14 protein-coding genes and 1 tRNA gene are annotated in these 14,283 nt (G+C 68.7%); 6 read left to right on the forward strand and 9 right to left on the reverse strand.

Annotated features, from left to right (window positions below; genetic code table 11):
• Positions 1–72 precede the first annotated feature (72 nt).
• Entirely contained in the window at positions 73–366 is a 294-nt protein-coding gene (locus tag LI336_RS17385; protein WP_227134429.1) for a hypothetical protein, read from the forward strand.
• Here LI336_RS17385 and LI336_RS17390 read toward each other — a convergent pair whose 3' ends face one another.
• The gene (locus tag LI336_RS17390) at positions 367–738 is read right to left on the reverse strand and encodes a winged helix-turn-helix domain-containing protein (protein WP_227134430.1); all 372 of its coding nucleotides are present in this window, start codon (positions 736–738) and stop codon (positions 367–369) included.
• A gap of 489 nt (positions 739–1,227) precedes the next feature.
• Between LI336_RS17390 and LI336_RS17395 the strand changes: the two genes are divergently transcribed.
• The gene (locus LI336_RS17395; protein WP_227134431.1) at positions 1,228–2,478 is read left to right on the forward strand and encodes a helix-turn-helix transcriptional regulator; all 1,251 of its coding nucleotides are present in this window, start codon (positions 1,228–1,230) and stop codon (positions 2,476–2,478) included.
• 70 nt (positions 2,479–2,548) lie between these two features.
• Positions 2,549–2,623: transfer RNA gene (locus tag LI336_RS17400), tRNA-Glu, on the forward strand.
• 217 nt (positions 2,624–2,840) lie between these two features.
• Here the strand turns inward: LI336_RS17400 and LI336_RS17405 are convergent.
• On the reverse strand, positions 2,841–3,197 hold the full coding sequence (locus LI336_RS17405) for a 2Fe-2S iron-sulfur cluster-binding protein (RefSeq protein WP_368408398.1): 357 nt from the start codon (positions 3,195–3,197) through the stop codon (positions 2,841–2,843).
• 173 nt (positions 3,198–3,370) lie between these two features.
• Between LI336_RS17405 and LI336_RS17410 the strand changes: the two genes are divergently transcribed.
• The gene (locus LI336_RS17410) at positions 3,371–4,288 is read left to right on the forward strand and encodes an NmrA family NAD(P)-binding protein (protein WP_227134432.1); all 918 of its coding nucleotides are present in this window, start codon (positions 3,371–3,373) and stop codon (positions 4,286–4,288) included.
• Positions 4,289–4,537: 249 nt separating this feature from the next.
• Here the strand turns inward: LI336_RS17410 and LI336_RS17415 are convergent, their stop codons facing one another.
• From LI336_RS17415 to LI336_RS17425, 3 genes are all read right to left on the reverse strand, one after another.
• Positions 4,538–6,358, reverse strand: coding sequence for an acetyl-CoA carboxylase biotin carboxylase subunit (locus LI336_RS17415; protein ID WP_227134433.1), 1,821 nt, complete (start codon positions 6,356–6,358; stop codon positions 4,538–4,540).
• Between the two features lie 116 nt (positions 6,359–6,474).
• Positions 6,475–7,134 (reverse strand): helix-turn-helix domain-containing protein, encoded by a 660-nt coding sequence (locus tag LI336_RS17420; RefSeq protein WP_227134434.1) that lies wholly within the window; start codon positions 7,132–7,134, stop codon positions 6,475–6,477.
• A 362-nt stretch (positions 7,135–7,496) separates the two neighbouring features.
• Entirely contained in the window at positions 7,497–8,159 is a 663-nt protein-coding gene (locus tag LI336_RS17425; protein WP_227134435.1) for a helix-turn-helix domain-containing protein, read from the reverse strand.
• 82 nt (positions 8,160–8,241) lie between these two features.
• Here LI336_RS17425 and LI336_RS17430 point away from each other — a divergent pair, with 82 nt between their 5' ends.
• Together LI336_RS17430 and LI336_RS17435 are read left to right on the forward strand one after the other, a co-directional pair.
• Positions 8,242–9,741: a cytochrome P450 gene (locus tag LI336_RS17430; protein ID WP_227134436.1), complete on the forward strand. Its 1,500-nt coding sequence runs from the start codon at positions 8,242–8,244 to the stop codon at positions 9,739–9,741.
• Between the two features lie 127 nt (positions 9,742–9,868).
• Complete coding sequence (locus tag LI336_RS17435; protein ID WP_227134437.1) at positions 9,869–10,519, forward strand: PH domain-containing protein; 651 nt, start codon at positions 9,869–9,871, stop codon at positions 10,517–10,519.
• Positions 10,520–10,525: 6 nt separating this feature from the next.
• Here LI336_RS17435 and LI336_RS17440 read toward each other — a convergent pair whose 3' ends face one another.
• From LI336_RS17440 to LI336_RS17455, 4 genes are all read right to left on the reverse strand, one after another.
• Complete coding sequence (locus LI336_RS17440) at positions 10,526–10,723, reverse strand: hypothetical protein (protein WP_227134438.1); 198 nt, start codon at positions 10,721–10,723, stop codon at positions 10,526–10,528.
• Positions 10,724–10,812: 89 nt separating this feature from the next.
• Positions 10,813–11,127, reverse strand: coding sequence for a DUF8022 family protein (locus tag LI336_RS17445; protein ID WP_227134439.1), 315 nt, complete (start codon positions 11,125–11,127; stop codon positions 10,813–10,815).
• Positions 11,128–12,672, reverse strand: coding sequence for an acyl-CoA carboxylase subunit beta (locus LI336_RS17450; protein ID WP_264475541.1), 1,545 nt, complete (start codon positions 12,670–12,672; stop codon positions 11,128–11,130).
• 188 nt (positions 12,673–12,860) lie between these two features.
• A complete protein-coding gene (locus LI336_RS17455) occupies positions 12,861–14,270 on the reverse strand; it encodes a sodium-dependent transporter (RefSeq protein ID WP_227134441.1) in 1,410 nt (469 codons plus the stop codon).
• Positions 14,271–14,283 lie beyond the last annotated feature (13 nt).

The raw sequence follows: 14,283 nt of genomic DNA on the forward strand, positions 1-14,283 counted from the left end.
ACTCGTCCTACGGTGATTACCGGTGAGAGTAGTTGACGAGTACTAAGGAGTATATGGGATACACTCGTTGGTATGCGTAACTGGTCCGGGCGCGCGGTTGCGGCCGTCGAAGCCGTCCTGCCGAGCGTGCGGCGGCGACGACGGGAGTACGCGCGCATCGACGAAGTCATCGCCGCACAGGACGTCCCCGAGGAATCGTTCCGATGTGATCGCTGCGAGCGCGTGCAGTCGCGGTTCGCCGTCGGCGGGCTCGCCGAAGCCGACGCGCGGACGGAGGTCTGGTGTATCGAGTGCGTCGAACGCCGAGAGGAAGTTGCCGGAATCGAGCAGTTGACGCCCGGGCTCGGTGCGGTCGGTCGCGAGTAGTTACTCGTCGTCGTCGACGTCGTCCTCGTTCTCGCCACGCACCATCGCCGCCTCCGCGCTGGCGTCGGCGTCCGCAGCAGAGGGGCCGTCGGCCGCGTGCGGGCCCTCGACGAGTTCGCCGAAGTCCTCTACCTCGTCGTACTTGTCCTGGTACATGAGCGCCACCTTCCCCTTCTTCGTGAGCTCGTAGAGGCCGGATCGGGTGGCCGGGCCGATCTTGTCCACGAGTCCGTAGTCCGCGAGGACGGGGAGGCGGCTGTTGATGTTCTTACGGCTCTTGCCGGTGTGGTCGGCCAGGTTCGTCGCCACGTTCCGGCCGTGAGCCTGCAGTGCTTCGAGGATCAGGAAGTCGGTTGGTCGTCTGAGTCTCATAGGGTTGTCCCTTCCTACAACGTACTATACCGCTCCCTTTATTTCTATCTAATGGCAATCTACCGGGCGTATCGCCTTTGGCAATTTCCATCGGTGATTTTATGTGGGTCGAGTCACAAGGGAGGAGTAGGATGCGAGGACGAACGTCACGGTGCGTGGAACCGTAACCTGCCTCGCACTCCTGCAAGCAACCACATCCGTTGCCATCTACAACGGACCCCCAAACCCCACCCCCCCAACGCCCGCCCTTCCCCCCGAACGCGCGGGCATCTTCCCCCCACCCCATTCCTCACGCCCCACAGCGGAGCGACCACGGAACGCTATCGGTCCACCAGCTCGACCAGCGCCACAGCTGTCGTTCAGACGGAACGACCGATGGAGTAGCTGTCGACCAGGCGGAACGACCGATGGAGTAGCTGTCGACCAGACGAAACGACCGACGGAGCGAGGGCATAGGTTCTTTTGCACCCCCGGACAAAGCGAGGGTGAATGCGTCGGGTGAGTCGTCTCGTCGTCGTCGTGCTCGTGCTGTCGCTCGTAGTCGCCGGGTCGCTCGTCGTCGACCCGAACCAGCGGTCGGCGGCCGCGCAGGTGAACGCCACCGAAGCGTCGACCGCACAGTCGTTCGACAGCACGACGTTCCTGATCACGACCCACCAGAACGGGAGCGCGACGTTCACCATCAGGTACGAACGCCGCCTCACCAACGAGACCGAACGCGACCAGTTCGAGACGTACGCACAGCGCTTCGAGAACCAGAGCACCGAGCTCTACAGCGACTTCCAGGCGCGCGCGGACGCTCTCACCGCCGCCGGCCGGAACGCCACCGGCCGCGACATGCAGGCGTCGAACTTCCGGCGGAGCGCGCGCGTCGAAGAGCGGTTCAACACCATCGGCATCCTCGAACTCTCCTTCCAGTGGGAGGCGTTCGCCGTCGTCCGCAACGACGGCCGCGTCGTCGTCGGCGACGTCTTCGACGGCGGCATCTACCTCGGCCCGAAACAATCACTCGTCTTCGCACACGGCGACGCCCTCCAGTTCGCGAGCGTCGATCCCGACGGCTCGCCCTCCGGCGACACCCTCGCCGCGAGCGACTCCGTCACCTGGCAAGGCGAACGCGACTTCAGCGACGAACGCCCGCGCGCCACCTTCGAACCCGCCAGCGCACCAACCACGACGACCACCAGCGGCGGCGGCGGTAACGGAGATGGTGGAGACGGCGGCGACGGCGGCACCACGAACCCCGGCGACGCCGGCGGTGACGGCCTCGGGATGCTCCCCATGCTCGCACTCGCCCTCGTCGCCGTCCTCGTCGCCGCCTTCGCCTACCGCGAATACGGCGGCGACCTCGTCACCACCGACGACGACGGGAGTAGTGACGGACCGGCCGGAACCGTCCAAGCCGAGACGCCAACCGCCGACACCCCCACCGAGAGCGAGCCCGCCGGAAGCGAGGCGAGCGCCGGGTCCACCGAGCCAGCCGTCACCGACGAAGAGCTCCTCACCGACGAGGACCGCGTCGTCTCCCTCCTCGAAGACCACGGCGGCCGCATGCGCCAGGTCAACATCGTCGACGAAACCGGCTGGTCGAAGTCGAAGGTCAGCATGCTCCTCTCGGACATGGAGGACGACGACCAGATCTCCAAACTCCGCGTCGGCCGCGAGAACATCATCAGCCTCGACGGCCACGAACCCGACGTCGCCGGCTCCCCCTTCGACGACGAGGACGACGACACGTGAAACCCACACACGGAAGCGGCGAAACAGAACCGTTAAACGTACCCACCAACTACCAATGAGTGCGCACACCGCTCCGTTGGTGTAGTCCGGCCAATCATCTTGCCCTCTCACGGCAAGGACCAGGGTTCGAATCCCTGACGGAGCATCTTCCTGTTTCAAACTGACCGCGAGCGACAGCGAGGGGTCCGGAAACAGGAAGTGCGACACAGGATTCGAATCCTACCAGTCGCGCACAGCGAACGCACGTGAGCGAGCACGTCTGGTATCGGTTCGAACCCCTGACGGAGTACTTTTCAGCTACTCACCGACGACGAGCGTAGCGAGTCGGTTGGGAGCGCGTGTCGTCGGTGTGGTTCGCCGGGCTATTTGCGGCGTCCCCAGATTCGTTTCTCGTCGTCGAGTTCGACGACGGTGTCGTATGTGGCTTCTATCTGGCAGGAGAGTCGTGGGTAGCCGAATCGTGCGGCGAGGGAGTCGTGCCAGTGTTCGGGGTCGGTGTCTTCTCGCAGGCGGACGCCGCAGGTGGCGCAGAGGCCGCGGCCGCCGCAGTTTGCGCGTTCGGTCCATCGCGTGTACGGTGAGAGGCCGGCATCGAGGAGTGCGTCTCGGATGGTCGTCCCTGGTGGGACGGTCAGTTCGTGGCGCTCGTCGTCGTCGATGACGAGGATCGTGACCTGGTCTGTGCCGCGTTCGCTGTCGTCGGGCGTCCCGGGAGGCACGTGGGTGTCTTGGAGTGTGAAGGCCTTAGGCACGCTGCTGGGTGGTGTCGATGCCGTGACTCTCTGTTGGGTCCTGCTGGTCGAGGGCGTGGACTCGAGTTCGGTTCTCAACGTGGCGTTACTCGCGGGTAGCGGCCGCTTAGTTATGCGAACACACGGCATACGTACGTGGGATGACACAGAAGGTACTCGTCGTCGGCGCGACTGGGCGGCAGGGCGATGCCGTGGTGGATCACTTGCTGTCGGGCGTGCACGGTGACTTCGCGGTGACGGCGATGACGCGGCATCCGTACAGTGCGCGCCGGGACGTGGCGAGCCTGAAGGACCGCGGCGTGCGGGTCGTGAAGGGCGACCTGGACGACCCGAGTTCGTACCGCGAGCACCTGGAGCGAGTCGATGCTGCGTTCCTCGTCACCACGCCGACGGACGGTGGCGCGGACACGGAAGCGACTCGCGGCCGAGGCTTCGTCGACGCAGCCGCGGACGCCGAGCTCGAGTACCTCGTCTATGGGTCGGCGATGGGGACGAACCGGGTAGAGGCGAGCGAGGTGGAGGCGCTCTCGGGGAAGCAACGCGTCGAGACGTACCTCGAGGAGTCAGGCCTCGATTATACGGTGATCCGGCCAGGGTTGTTCGTGCAGAACTTCGAGGCGCAGCGCGAGGATATCGAGGACGGCGTGCTGGCGTGGCCGGTGGAGGAGGAGACGCTGCTCGCGGTGGTGGACGTGGACGACGTCGGGACGGTCGCGGCGACGGCGTTCGCGCACCCCGACGCGTACGCGGGCGTCCACCTGGACCTCGCGGGGGACGTCCTGACGCTGTCGGAGATTGCGGAGGGGTTCGCGGAGATTCGCGGGCACGAGGTGACCGCGGAGCAGGTGACGGACGACCGCGAGCGCGAGCGCTTCGGCGAGCTCGCCGCGGAACTGTACGCGTGGTACGACGACCACGGCGGGTTCCGGCTCGACGCGGCACCGCTCGCGGACCTGGGCGTCCAGCCGCGGTCGCTCCACGGGGCGCTCGTCCACGGCGACTGGGCGACCCCGGAGCCAGCGGGCGTCGACGACGAGGGAGCGGCGATCAACGACTGAGTGCCGCGGCACAGGGACGGCCGGCATCGTCCACTAACCGATAGGAGACTCGTTCTACCACCATCGGGGGCCAGGATTCGATACCCTCACCCGCCAGCCAACAGTACCAGAAATCGAGCCCTATCGGGGTCGCTGAGCCGAACGCATGGACGACGAGCGTGTCGCCCGAATCGACTACTCCAGAACGACGAGCGTGTCGCCCGAATCGACTACTCCAGAACGACGAGCGTGTCGCCCGAATCGACTCGCCTACTCGAGGACGACGAGCGTGTCGCCCATGTCGACGCTCTGGCCTTCTTCGACGGCGATCTCGCTGACGGTGCCGCTGGCGTCGGCGACGACGTCGTTCTCCATCTTCATCGCTTCGAGGACGAGGAGGACGTCGCCGGCGGCGACCTCGTCGCCGACGTCGACCTCGACGTCGAGGATGGTGCCTTGCATCTCGGCGGTGACGGCGCCGGCGACGGCACCGCCGCCGCCGCTGTCGACGCCGCTCGGGCCGGCCGCTTCGGGGCGGTCGTCGCCATCGCTCCCGGTGGGGATGGCCATCCCGCCGCGTTCCTCGAGTTCGACCTCGAAGCGCTTCCCGTTCACCTCGACGGTGAACTCGCGTTCGACGACGTCCTCGTCGTCCGCGGTCATGGTCTCGGTCCCCCACTGCTCTTGGGCTTCGGCGATGCGGTCGCGGTCGATGTGCTCGTCGAGGTACTTCGTCGTGTGCGTCCCGGCGACGAACTCCTCGTCGGTGAGCATGAGGCGATGGAACGGGATGATGGTGACGACGCCTTCGAGGTCGTACTCGCGGAGTGCGCGCAGCGACCGCTCGATGCACTCCTCGCGAGAACTCCCCCACACGATGAGTTTCGCGATCATCGAGTCGTAGTCCGTGACGAGCTTGTCGCCCTGGCGGAGCGCGTCGTCCATGCGGACGCCGATGCCACCCGGCGGGTCGTACGTGACGAGCTTCCCGCCGGTGGCGGGCTGGAACTCCTTCGCGGCGTTCTCCGCGTTGATGCGGAACTCCATCGCGTGCCCGTCGAGGTCGACGTCGTCCTGCGAGAAGCCGAGTTCCTCGTCGGCTGCGACCCTCAGCTGCCACTTCACGATGTCGATGCCCGTGAGCTCCTCGGTGACGGTGTGCTCGACCTGGATGCGCGTGTTCACCTCGAGGAAGTAGAAGTTCGCGTCCGGCCCGAGGACCTCGCCGGCGTCGGCGTCGCGGTCCTCCTCCTCGACGAGGAACTCGAACGTCCCGGCGTTGTAGTAGCCGGCCTGGTCGGCGCCGCGGCGCGCGGCCTCCCCGATCTTCTCGCGGAGTTCGTCGCTGAGCGCGGGACTCGGGCCTTCCTCGATGACCTTCTGGTGGCGGCGCTGGAGCGAGCAGTCGCGCTCGCCGAGGTGCCGGACGTTCCCGTGGTGGTCCGCGAGGATCTGCACCTCGATGTGCCGGGGGTTCTCCAGGTAGCGCTCGAGGTAGACGTTCGCGTTGTCGAAGTACGCCTCGCCCTCGCGTTTGGCGGACTCGAGTTGGTCCTCGACCTCCTCGGGGCTCTCGACGATCTTCATCCCGCGACCGCCGCCACCACCTTCGGCCTTGATGGCGACCGGGTAGCCGTACTCGTCGCCGAACTCTTTGACCGCTTCGGGGTCCTCGACGGGGTCGGTCGTCCCGGGGACGATGGGGACGTCCGCCGCCTCCATCGTCTTCCGGGCCTTGGTCTTCTCGCCGAGTTGCTCCATCGAGTCGCCGGCGGGGCCGACCCACGTGATGCCGTCGGTGTCCTCGACCTTCCGCGCGAACGCCGCGTTCTCCGCGAGGAACCCGTACCCGGGGTGGATGGCGTCCGCGTCGGCCTTCTGGGCGGCCTCGATGACGGCGTCGTGGTCGAGGTAGGAGTCCGCCGCTCGCGCGGGACCGACCTTGTACGCTTCGTCGGCGTACCGGACGTGCCCGCCGTTCTTGTCCGCCTCGGAGTAGACGGCGACCGTCGAGATATTCAACTCCTCGCACGCTCGCATCACGCGAACGGCGATCTCTCCTCGATTCGCGACGAGAACCTTCCTGAACATTTCTTGCGGGAATCGACACGGACCGGCCACCTTACTCTTACGCTAGGTGGTCGTCAACCGACGCCCGGCTTCACGTTGACCGCTGGCGTCGGTCGCGAGCGCCGCGAGCCGAGCACTCAGTCGTCCACGAGCGCGTGCATGATGCGGCTCTCGGCCTCCTGGAGGAGGTTCGACGCGGTGCTCTCGGCGACGTCGAGTTCGCGCGCGACGTCCGCGAGCGACCCCTCGCGGGGGCGTTCGTAGTACCCGACGTCGACGGCGACGCGGGCGGCTTCGAGCTGGCGGTCGGTGACGTCGCTCGTGACCCGGGGGTGGCGGCGGTCGTAGTCGCCGACCTCCAGGACCGTGGTCTCGACGTCGTCGGGGAGGCCGTCGACGACCGCGCGGAGGTCCTCGCCGTCGCCGAGCAGCGTGATGTCGAAGCTCCCGTCGTTCTGGTAGCGGATGGGTGGGACGACGAGGAGGTCGAGGGACGCGAACGCCGCGCGCCAGTCGCGCTCCTCGGGCCGGGTCTCCTGGCAGACGTAGAGGTACTGGGAGTCCTCGTCGATGGGCGTCAGCTCGAACCAGCGGATGGAGTCGACGCTCGCGACCTGCTCGCGGTACGGTTCGCGGTCCGCGACGACGTAGAACAGCTCGTACTCGACGCCGCGCTCCTCGAGGACGTTCCACGTCAGGAGCTCCTCGTACGCGACGACGTCCTCGTCCGCGATGAACTCGAGCATCGGATGCATCGTCTCGCGGGGAAGTCGCAGGCGCACGTCGAGGTACTTCATCGCTCGCACCTCGCGCCGCCACGCACTTGAATGACCTAGCCAGCGCGACGGAAGCGACTCCACGCCGTCCGCCCTCGTTTCGAGCGGGGTCGTCGTGGCAGTCCGTGGCGTTCGCCGCCGGCTGCGGCGCTGGCACCCAGGCGCACCTCGGCAAGCAGCCGCTTCGCGGAGGGACGCGCTCCAACAGCCCTCCAACAGCCCTCCAACCTACCTCGGCGCTCGACCGCGTCGACCCCCACGCGACCGCCGCCCTTACCGCCGGGCGACAGACGCCCGTCCGCCTCGACCGACCGACGCCCCTACCCGCCGTCAGACGGCAGCGTCTCTCGACGACGACGGGGCGCGAGCGATGACGGCCGTCGTCACCGACCGAGTGCGGCGTCGACGAGCGCGCGCTCGGCGTTCCGGAGGAGCGTCGACGCGGCCGACGCGGAGATATCGAGTTCCGCGGCGACCGCGTCGAGGTCGCCGTCGCGGGGGACCTCGTAGTAGCCGACGTCGCGCGCGACCGCGATCGCCTGGAACTGGCGGCGCGTCAGCCGGCCGGCGAGCGCGCCGCCGAGACGGCCGTGCTCGCTCACGCGCTCGACGGTCGCGTCCACGGCGTCGGGGAGCCCGTCGAGGACGCCCGAGAGCGCGTCGTCCTCGCCGAGCACCGTCACGTGCACGGTGTCCGTCGCCGTGTAGACGATGGGAGGGACGACGACCAGACCGGGGACGTCGAACGTCGACATGAACGCGCTGTCGGCCTCCCGGAGCGGTATCTCGGCGTACACGTAGAACGCGTCCGCGCCCTCGACGGGCGTCACGTCCGCCGTCCGCGCGACCTCGGTGGTCTCCTCTATCTCGCGGACTGCGCCGAGGTCGCCCGTGACGAGCGACAGGAAGTACACGGCGTCCTCGCTCGGCCGCACCTGCCAGGACAGGACCTCCTCGCGGTCGACGACGTCGTCGCCGTCCACCCACTCCGGGACCGGGAGCTGCATCGATGCCGGGAGCGTGAGCGTCAGGTCAGCCGACTGCATACCGTCACGAACCTCCGCCACGGATAAAAGGGTTCAGTGGCTCGGCCGAATCGACTCCGCTCTGGCGTGCGTTCGGGTACGTATGAGCGACACTGCGAACGCGACCGCGGACGATCGCGGGGATGCATCGACCACGGACCCGGCCGGCGACGCGGTCGCTGGCGCGCCGCGGCCGCCCCACGTCGACGGCCTCCCGCTCGTCGGCTGCACGCTCGGGTTCGCCCGGGACGCACTCGCGTTCGGCGGGCGCGTCCTCGACCGCGGGGACGTCGTCTCCTACGACGCGTTCGGCGAGCACTTCGTCGCCGTCGCGGACCCCGACGCCATCGAGGCCGTCCTCGTCTCCCGCTCGGACGCGTTCCGCAAGGGAGACTTCGAGACGGACTTCGGCGAGATAATCGCGGAGGACGGCCTCGCGTTCACCGAAGGCGACCAGTGGCGCCGCCAGCGCATGGCGCTCCAGGGGTCGTTCACGCCCGCGAAAGTCCAGGGGTTCGCCGACGACATCGTCGACCGCGCGAGCGCGATGGCCGACGACTGGGCGGGGACCGACGGCGACGTCGCGCTCCGCGAGGCGAACTCGCGGTTCGCGCTCGACGTCCTCGCTCGAACCCTGCTGGACGTCGACCTCGACGGCGACCGCGGCGACGTGGTCGCGACGGCCGCCGACGCCATCAGCGACTACGCCTCGCCCGCGGCGATGGCCGTCCCGGACTGGATTCCCCTCCCCGTCGACCGCCGGTACCGGAAGTCGATGGCCGCCCTGGACGCGCTCGTCGAGGACGTCGTCGCGGACCGCCGGGCGCGCGTCGAGCGCGCAGCAGCGGCCGACGGCGACACCGAAGGCGACGCGTACGGCGACGACCTCCTCGGGACGATGCTCAAGGGCATCGACGACGCGGACGCCGGCGTCCGCGAGGACGAGCTCCGCGACCAGCTCGTCACGTTCCTGTTCGCGGGCCACGAGACGACCGCGACCGCGCTCACGTACGCCGTCTGGCTCGTCGCCGGCCACCCCCGCGTCGGCGACCGACTCCGCGCCGAGCTCGACGCGGTACTCGACGGCGACGCCCCGTCGTTCGCGGACGTCCCGCGACTCCCGTACGCGGAGGCGGTCGTCGAGGAAGCGCTCCGCCTCTACCCGCCCGTGACCGCGGTGTACCGAGAGGCCCGAGAACCGACGACCGTCGGCGGGTACCGCGTCGACCCCGGCGAGGCGCTCCAGCTCTCCATCTACCAGGTCCACCGCGACGACCGCTGGTGGGACGCCCCGGAGTCGTTCCGGCCCGAGCGCTGGCTCGACGACGACGCCGACCTCCCGGGCGTCGACGCCGATACCGTGGGCGAGGACGCCGACGCGGCCGCGTTCGGTCGCGACGACCGCCCGGAGTACGCGTTCTTCCCGTTCGGCGGCGGGCCGCGACACTGCATCGGGATGCGGTTCGCGCGCCTCGAACTCCGGCTCGCGCTCGCGACGCTCGCGAACCGCCTCGAGTTCGCGCAGGTCGGCGGGTTCGACCCGACCGTCAAGATCGCGCTCGACCCCGGCGACGTCCGCGTTCGCGCGACGGAGCGACGCTGACAGTCGGTTCGGGCCACGCTACGCGACGAGGTCGCCTCGGCTGACGCGGCGCAACCCCGCGACGGACGCCCGTACGATGGGAGAACCAGCCTCTACTCTTACGGTCTGTCGAGGCGAATATCGCGGTATGCGCGTCATGAACGAGTGGTTCAAGCCCGAGAAGCTGAAGGCGTACTTCTACCTGTACGAGGCGATCGTGGTCGTCCTGTTCGCCGCATTCGGCGGCACCATCGCGGCACTGGGTGCGTTCGCGGACGCGCCAGCGGTCGTCACCGCCGGGTTCGTCGGTGTCCCGCTCGTCGTGTTGGCGTTCGTCACGTGGTGGATTCCGGCGTTCTATCGGACGGCCCAGTACCGGCTGACCGAGGCGGAGATCGAGTACCACCGCGGGGTGTTCTTCCGACAGAAGACCACGGTCCCGTACAATCGCATCACGAACGTCAATGCCGCACAGGGGCCAGTGCAGCGCATCGTCGACGCCGGGTCGGTCGGCGTCCACACCGCGGGGTACGGTGGCCAGACGGGCGCGGAGCTGTCCATCAGTGGCATCAGCGACTACGACGACGTGAAAGAACAGATACTGGACATGGTTCGGCGTCGTCCACCCGTGTCGACGGAAAGCGGCGAGGACCGACTGGCCGACGACGACGCCGCCTCCGGCGACGGTGCCGTCTCGCCTCGCGCAGGGGCGACGACGACCATAGAGCCCCGGTCGGACGCGATGCTGTCGGAACTCCGGCGGATTCGAGAGCTGCTGGAGGAACAGGGCGGCGCGTGAGCGACCTCAGGGTGCGAGACCGCGCCGTTTGAGGTAGAGTCGTTCGCCGAGCAGTGCGCTCGCTGCGCCAGCGACGCCGACGAGGGCGACGACGTGCCCGGCCTCGAGCACCGGGACGACGCCGCCCGCGACGAGCGCGAGGACGACGACGAGCGCGAGCAGGCCGCCCGCGAACCAGAGGACAGCGGTTCGCTTCGGGTTCATACGCGTACTAGCCCTGCGAGTCTGAAGTACCTTTCCGTCGCCCCAGCGAGGAGAGAAACCGATCCGGGAGACGGAAGCGGGACCGACGCTCAGAACCGGTCGGTGCGCCCGCTCGCCGCCCACGCGTCCGTCGGCGCACCGTCGGGAACGCGCTCGCTCCGACCCTGCACGCTCTCGAGGCGGCCGGCGTACGACCACTTCCGGCCCGCCCACGACGCCTCGTCGTCGCCCGCCGCTGCCGCGGCTCGCTCCAGGTCCGTCAGGTGCGCGCCCACCGCTGCAGCGATCGCCGCCGCCTCCGCGTCGTTCGCGTCCGCCGGAATCGACAGCGCCGACAGGAGCGCCGCCACGTCCGTCGACGCGCCCGCGGACTCGCCGCCGGACGCGGGTTCGTGGTCGGTCATCTACAGCGGGATGTTCCCGTGCTTCTTGTCCGGCTGGCTCTCCCGCTTCGTCTTCAGCATGTCCAGGTCGTCGATGAGCCGCGACCGCGTCTCCACGGGCTCGATGACGTCGTCGAGGAAGCCCTTGTCCGTCGCCGTGTAGGGGTTCGCGAACTCGTCGCGGTACTCCTCGATGAGCTCGTCCCGGAGCTCGTCCGGGTTCTCCGCGTCCGCGAGCTCGTCGCGGTACAGGATGTTCACCGCGCCCTGCGGGCCCATCACCGCGATCTCCGCGGTCGGCCACGCGTAGTTCACGTCCGCGCCGAGGTTCTTCGAAGCCATCACGCAGTACGCGCCACCGTACGCCTTCCGCGTGATGACCGTCAGCAGCGGGACCGTCGCCTCGCTGAACGCGTACAGGAGCTTCGCGCCGTGCCGGATGATGCCGCGGTGCTCCTGCTCGGTCCCCGGCATGTACCCGGGGACGTCGACGAGCGTCACGATCGGGATGTTGAACGAGTCACAGAACCGCACGAACCGCGAGCCCTTCATCGACGCGTCCACCGTGAGCGTCCCGGCGTTGACCCGGGGCTGGTTCGCGACGATCCCGACCGAGTGCCCGTCGAGGCGCCCGAACCCGACGACGATGTTCTTCGCGAAGTTCTTCGCGACCTCCATGAACGACCCCTCGTCGACCGTCTGCGAGATGACGTCGGTGACGTCGTAGGGCTTCTGGGGGCTCTCCGGGACGATGTCGTTCAGCGCCTCGGGGCGTCGGTCCGGGTCGTCCCACGGTTCGACGCGCGGCGGGTCCTCGACGTTGTTCTGCGGGAGGTACGATAGCAAGCGCTTGATGCGGTCGAGTGCCTCCTCCTCGTCGTTACAGTGGAACTGCGCGACGCCCGTCTTCGACGTGTGCGTGCCCGCACCGCCGAGTTCCTCCTGGGTGACCTCCTCACCGGTGACGGTCTTGATGACGCCCGGCCCGGTGATGTACATGTGGCTGGTCTCGTCGACCATGAAGATGAAGTCCGTGATCGACGGCGAGTACACCGCACCGCCCGCGCACGGCCCCATGATCGCCGATATCTGGGGGACCACGCCACTGGCTTGCTGGTTCCGGTGGAAGATGTCCGTGAACCCGGCGAGGCTCTTGACGCCCTCCTGGATGCGCGCACCGGCGGAGTCGTTCAGTCCGATGATGGGGGCGCCGACCTCCATCGCCATGTCCATCACCTTCGTGATCTTCTCCGCGAACACCTCGCCGAGACTCCCACCGAAGACGGTGAAGTCGTGCGCGAACACGAACACCTTCCGGCCGTCGACGTCGCCGTAGCCCGTGACGACGCCGTCGCCGAGGATCTGCTTCTCCTCCATCCCGAAGTTGTGCGCGTTGTGCGTCCGGAGTTGGTCGAACTCGTGGAACGTCCCGTCGTCGAGGAAGTACTCGATGCGTTCGCGAGCGGTCATCTTCCCCTTCTCGTGCTGGGACTCGATGCGGTCCTCGCCACCGCCGAGCAGCGCCTCCTCGCGAAGCTCTTCGAGTTCCTCGATGCGGTCCTCCATCGTCACGGCGACCACCTAGTCATTGGCAGAATCGTCGCCCACCGGCGACTAAAGGTTTCCCGTTACCACAGTCGAGGACGAACGCGCTCCCGGACGCAACCACGCCCCTCCCCATCGACCGGTACTCACGTCGCCGGGCAACCGACTCGCGCAGTTCGTCGGCTGACTCGCACAGTTCGTCGGCTGACTCACGCTGTCGGACGTGGTCGTCGAGCGCGCACGACGCCGGCGACGACGACGCCGGCGACGGCGACCGCCGCGAGCGCGAGCTGCCAGGACGCGACGGTGACGCCGACGGCGTCGCTGACGCCGACGAACAGCGTGAACACCAGGAACGGTGGGAGGGCGACGCCGAGGAGCGTGCGCCAGGCGTCGCCGAGACCGGCCGAGAACCGGGTGCCGCGCGCGAACTCCTCGACGGCGTCCGGACCGAGCACCCACGCGGTGAACACGACGAACGCGAGCAGGCCGGTGGTGAGGACCACGTCGACGACGGGGCCGGCGAGCAGCCCGAAGAGCTGGGGGCTGAACGCGCTCGCGGTCCCCGTGACGAGGACGACCGCGGCGACGCCGACGGTCGCGCGGTCCCGGGCGAACCCGCGTTCGTCGACGAGGTACGCGACGACGATCTCGAGCATGCTGATGGAGGAGGAGAGCGCGGCGAGCGCGACGACCGCGAAGAAGCCGGCGGCGAGGAGTTCGCCGGCCGGGAGCGTCGCGAACGCGGTGGCGACGCCGACGAACAGCGCGCCGGGGCCGCTCGTCGCGGCGTCGACGCCCGGCGTCGAGAACAGGAGCGGGAGGACGACGAGGCCGGCGAGGACGCCCACGGCGGTGTTGAGGACGGCGATCATCGTCGCGTCGGCCGGCAGCGACCGGTCCTCGCCGACGTAGCTCGCGTACGTTATCATGGTGCCGGCGCCGACCGAGAGCGTGAACAGCGCCTGGCCGGCGGCGGCGAGCGCGACGTCGAGCGCGTTCTCCTGGACGCTCGCGACGTCGAACTCGAGGTAGAACGCGTAGGCGTCCGCGGCACCGCCGAGGCCGCTCGCCCACATCGCCATCCCGGCGAGGACGAGGACGACGACGGGCATCATGACGGTCGTCGCGCGCTCGATGCCGGCGCGAACGCCGCCGTAGACGACCCCCGCGGTCAGGCCGAGGAAGAGGACGTGGAACGCGGCGGCACCGGGGCCGTGCGCGATGGCGTCGAAGTACCCGCCCGGGTCCGCGAAGTACGCACCGGTCGGGGACGCGACGAGGTACCGGAGTATCCACCCGCCGACGACGCTGTAGAACGACAGGAGGACGAGGCCGGCGAGGACGCTCACGAGCCCGACGCGCCCCCAGTTGCGCGACCCAGAGAGGTCCCGGAGTGCGCCGACGGGGCTCTTGCGCGAGCGACGGCCGAGCACGAACTCCGCGAGGAGTCCGGGGACGCCGACGGCGAGGACGATACCGAGGTAGACGACGAGGAACGCGCTCCCGCCGTTCTCGGCGGTCATCCACGGGAACCGCCAGATGTTCCCGAGCCCGACGGCGCTCCCGACTGCGGCGAGGACGAACCCGATTCGGCCCGTCCACGATTCACGTGCCATTGTCACTCATCGC

This window comes from Halorubellus salinus (genome assembly GCF_020567525.1).
Classification (GTDB): Archaea; Halobacteriota; Halobacteria; order Halobacteriales; family Natrialbaceae; genus Halorubellus; species Halorubellus salinus.

Coding starts and splice junctions, on each gene's coding strand:
- LI336_RS17385 (WP_227134429.1), top strand. CDS start 73: ATGCGTAACTGGTCCGGGCGCGCGGTTGCGGCCGTCGAAGCCGTCCTG.
- LI336_RS17390 (WP_227134430.1), bottom strand. CDS start 738: ATGAGACTCAGACGACCAACCGACTTCCTGATCCTCGAAGCACTGCAG.
- LI336_RS17395 (WP_227134431.1), top strand. CDS start 1,228: ATGCGTCGGGTGAGTCGTCTCGTCGTCGTCGTGCTCGTGCTGTCGCTC.
- LI336_RS17410 (WP_227134432.1), top strand. CDS start 3,371: ATGACACAGAAGGTACTCGTCGTCGGCGCGACTGGGCGGCAGGGCGAT.
- LI336_RS17415 (WP_227134433.1), bottom strand. CDS start 6,358: ATGTTCAGGAAGGTTCTCGTCGCGAATCGAGGAGAGATCGCCGTTCGC.
- LI336_RS17420 (WP_227134434.1), bottom strand. CDS start 7,134: ATGAAGTACCTCGACGTGCGCCTGCGACTTCCCCGCGAGACGATGCAT.
- LI336_RS17425 (WP_227134435.1), bottom strand. CDS start 8,159: ATGCAGTCGGCTGACCTGACGCTCACGCTCCCGGCATCGATGCAGCTC.
- LI336_RS17430 (WP_227134436.1), top strand. CDS start 8,242: ATGAGCGACACTGCGAACGCGACCGCGGACGATCGCGGGGATGCATCG.
- LI336_RS17435 (WP_227134437.1), top strand. CDS start 9,869: ATGCGCGTCATGAACGAGTGGTTCAAGCCCGAGAAGCTGAAGGCGTAC.
- LI336_RS17440 (WP_227134438.1), bottom strand. CDS start 10,723: ATGAACCCGAAGCGAACCGCTGTCCTCTGGTTCGCGGGCGGCCTGCTC.
- LI336_RS17445 (WP_227134439.1), bottom strand. CDS start 11,127: ATGACCGACCACGAACCCGCGTCCGGCGGCGAGTCCGCGGGCGCGTCG.
- LI336_RS17450 (WP_264475541.1), bottom strand. CDS start 12,672: ATGGAGGACCGCATCGAGGAACTCGAAGAGCTTCGCGAGGAGGCGCTG.
- LI336_RS17455 (WP_227134441.1), bottom strand. CDS start 14,270: ATGGCACGTGAATCGTGGACGGGCCGAATCGGGTTCGTCCTCGCCGCA.